Source organism: Achromobacter sp. (genome assembly GCF_036567245.1).
GTDB lineage: Bacteria > Pseudomonadota > Gammaproteobacteria > Burkholderiales > Burkholderiaceae_B > Achromobacter.
In genome coordinates this window covers 1-3754 of sequence record NZ_DATCUY010000383.1, presented here as the reverse complement: position 1 = coordinate 3754, position 3754 = coordinate 1, and the positions used below count along the sequence as shown (strand labels likewise).

The 3754-nt window shown below is 65.3% G+C and carries 2 protein-coding genes; one reads left to right on the top strand and one right to left on the bottom strand.

The window, feature by feature from the left end:
* Positions 1-12 precede the first annotated feature (12 nt).
* The gene (locus VIR09_RS16410; RefSeq protein ID WP_013391368.1) at positions 13-1785 is read right to left on the bottom strand and encodes an ABC transporter permease; all 1773 of its coding nucleotides are present in this window, start codon (positions 1783-1785) and stop codon (positions 13-15) included.
* Between the two features lie 178 nt (positions 1786-1963).
* Between VIR09_RS16410 and VIR09_RS16405 the strand changes: the two genes are divergently transcribed.
* Positions 1964-3742, top strand: coding sequence for an iron ABC transporter permease (locus VIR09_RS16405; protein ID WP_313462361.1), 1779 nt, complete (start codon positions 1964-1966; stop codon positions 3740-3742).
* The last annotated feature ends 12 nt before the right edge of the window (positions 3743-3754 follow it).

Below are 3754 nucleotides of genomic sequence, written 5' to 3'. Positions count from 1 at the left end.
TCTACAGAAAGCTCAATCATGAAGTTTGACTCCGAATCGCAGGGCGATGCCCAGGCCGATCACGACCAGAACGATATTGATGAAGGAAAGCGCGGCCACGATGTCGATGGCGCCCGAGGCCCACAGCGACACCAGCATGGAGCCGATGGTCTCGGTGCCGGGCGACAGCAGGTAGACGCCGGTGGAGTATTCGCGCTCGAAGATCAGGAACATCAGCAGCCAGGAGCCGATCAGGCCGTATTTGGCCAGCGGCACCGTGACGTGGCGGGTGACCTGGCCGCGGCGCGCGCCGGCGCTGCGGGCGGCTTCTTCCAGTTCGGGTCCGACTTGCAGCAGGGTCGAGGAGATCAGCCGCAGGCCATACGCCATCCACACCACCGTGTAGGCCAGCCACACGCTGAAGATGGTGCTGCGCATGGCGCGCAGCCATTCGATGAAGTTCTCGCGCAGCCATTCCGCGAAGGGCAGGGCCGACAGCCAGCCGCCTTCGTCCAGGGCATTGTCCAGCCACATCGGCACGAACAGGAACACCCACAGGAACGCCAGGCCGGCCAGCAGGCCCGGCACCGCGCGCGGCACCAGCACGCTGTAGTCCATGAAGCGCGTGATGTTGTCGGGCTTGCGGTGCATGGCCAGGCCCACGAACATGTAGCACATCACGGCCAGCGCGCCGCCGAACACGCCGATGGCCACCGAGTTGACGATGGCGCGCATCAGGTTGGGCTGCGCGAACACTGTGCGGAACGCGTCCAGCGACAGCACGTCGAACAGCGACACGCCCATGCCCCAGTTGGACACGAAGGCGCGCAGCAGTACGCCCAGCAGCGGCACCACGATGGTCACCAGCAGCCAGAACGCCACCACCGCGCCGGCCACCCAGCGCCACTTGCCCAGCGGCAGGGCGCGGGCGCGCGAGGCCTTGCCCTTGACGGTGACGAAGCGGTTGGCGGTGCGCATCAGACGGCGTTGCAGCATCACCAGCGGGATCGTCATGCAGATCAGCACCACGGCCACGGCGGCCATCAGGTGGTAGGACGGGATGCCCAGCTTGTTGGTGAGCTTGTACAGATACGTGGCCAGCACCAGGTTGCCTTCGGGGTCGCCCAGCACCAGCACCAGGCCGAACACTTCCAGGCCCAGGAAGAACAGCAGCACGGTGGCGTACAGCATGGCCGGCCGCACCATGGGCAGGCTGACCGACACCATCACGCGCAGCGGCGAGGCGCCGGCCACGCGCGCGGCTTCTTCCACGTCCGAGCCCATGCTGCGCAGCGCCGACGAGATGTACAGGTAGGCGTGCGGCACGTGGGTCAGGCCGGCGATGACGACGATGCTGGTCAGCGAATAGACGTTCCAGGGCACGAAGCCCAGCAGGTTCTGCGCCCAGATCGAGAAGAATCCCACGGGGCCCGCGGCCACCACATAGCCGAAGCCCAGCACCATGGGCGACACGAACACCGGCACCAGGATCAGCGGCTCGATCCAGCGGCGGCCCGGCAGGTCCGTGCGTATCATCAGGAAGGCCAGCATGCCGCCCAGCGGAATGGCGATGACGGCCAGGCCGAAGGCCAGGATGAAGCCGCTTTTCAGGGCCTTGTAGAAATCGGGGTCCGCGAAGATGAAGCGGAACGCGTCCAGGCTGAAGGTCTTGGACGGGGCAAAGAAGGGCGCGGACAGAAAGCTCTGGATGATGATGAACGACAGCGGCACATAAATGGCCAGGGCTGTGATCAGCACCACCACGCCGCGGGGCAGGGACTGCCATTTCGAGCGCAATGACTGCATGGGAAATCCTGTGTTCTTGAAGGGTGCGACAGTCGCGCGGCCGGGTCGGGGGCGACCGCCCCGGCGCCCCATACGCGTAGCGGATGGCGGCCTACCGCCCGCTTTACCGCCCCCCGGGCGGGCCTGCCCCTACCCGGGCGGCGCGACCGTCGCGTCACTTTGAATACAGGATTTCCCCATGCAGTCATTGCGCAGAAAATGGCAGTCCCTGCCGCGCGGCGTGGTGGTGTTGATAACAGCCCTGGCTATCTACGTGCCGCTGTCGTTCATCATCATCCAGAGCTTTCTATCCGCGCCCTTCTTTGCCCCGTCCAAGGTTTTCAGCCTGGACGCGTTCCGCTTCATTTTCGCGGACCCGGATTTCTACAAGGCGCTGAAAAGCGGCTTCATCCTGGCCTTCGGGCTGGCCATCATCGCCATTCCGCTGGGCGGCATGCTGGCCTTCCTGATGATCCGTACCGACCTGCCCGGCCGCCGCTGGATCGAACCGCTGATCCTGGTGCCGGTGTTCGTGTCGCCCATGGTGCTGGGCTTTGGCTACGTCGTGGCCGCCGGCCCGGTGGGCTTCTTCTCGATCTGGGCGCAGAACATTCTGGGCTTTGTGCCCTGGAACGTTTATTCGCTGACCAGCATCGTCATCATCGCCGGCCTGACGCACGTGCCGCACGCCTATCTGTACATCTCGTCGGCGCTGCGCAGCATGGGGTCCGACGTGGAGGAAGCAGCCCGCGTGGCCGGCGCATCGCCGCTGCGCGTGATGGTGTCGGTCAGCCTGCCGATGGTGCGCCCGGCCATGCTGTACGCCACCGTGCTGCTGTTCTTCCTGGGCCTGGAAGTGTTCGGTCTGGTGCTGGTGCTGGGCGATCCGGAAGGCAACCTGGTGCTGGCCACCTACCTGTACAAGCTGACCAACAAGCTGGGCATTCCGTCGTATCACCTGATGGCGGCCGTGGCCGTGATCCTGATCTGCATGACGATCCCGCTGGTGATGCTGCAACGTCGTTTGATGCGCACCGCCAACCGCTTCGTTACCGTCAAGGGCAAGGCCTCGCGCGCGCGCCCGTTGCCGCTGGGCAAGTGGCGCTGGGCGGCGGGCGCGGTCGTGGCGTTCTGGTTGGTGGTCACCATCGTGGTGCCGCTGCTGGGCGTGCTGCTGCGCGCGTTCGTGTCCAACTGGGGCATGGGCGTGTCGCTGTTCGACGTGCTGTCGCTGGACGCCTTCCATACGGTCTTCGCGCAGCCCAACCTGATCCGCGCCATTGTGAACTCGGTGGCCATCGGCGTGTTCGGCGGCGCGCTGGCGGTGATGTGCTACATGTTCGTGGGCCTGGCCATGCACCGCAAGCCGGACAACGTCACCCGCTTCATGGACTACAGCGTGCTGGTGCCGCGCGCCGTGCCCGGCCTGCTGGCCGGCCTGGCCTTCCTGTGGGTGTTCCTGTTTGTGCCGATGTGGCTGGACAACGCCCTGGACGTGGACGAAAACGGCTGGCTGTCGGCGCTGCCGTTTGCCGAATGGCTGCGCGAGAACTTCATCGAATGGCTGCGCGCCATGCGCAGCACCATCTTCAGCGTGTGGCTGGCCTACACGGTGGTATGGATGGCTTACGGGCTGCGCTTGATTTCGTCGACCCTGCTGCAAGTAGGCCCCGAGCTGGAAGAGGCCGCCCGCAGCGCCGGCGCGCGCCGTGGCCAGGTCACGCGCCACGTCACGGTGCCGCTGGCCAAGTACGGCCTGATCGGTTCGTGGCTGCTGATGTTCCTGATCTTCGAGCGCGAATACTCCACCGGCGTCTACCTGCTGTCGCCCGGCACGGAAACCATCGGTTCCATGCTGGTGTCGCTGTGGGCCTCGGGCGCCATCGACATCGTGGCCGCGCTTTCCTTCATCAATATCGTTCTGGTCGTGATCGGCCTGGGCATCGCCCTGCGATTCGGAGTCAAACTTCATGATTGAGCTTTCTGTAGA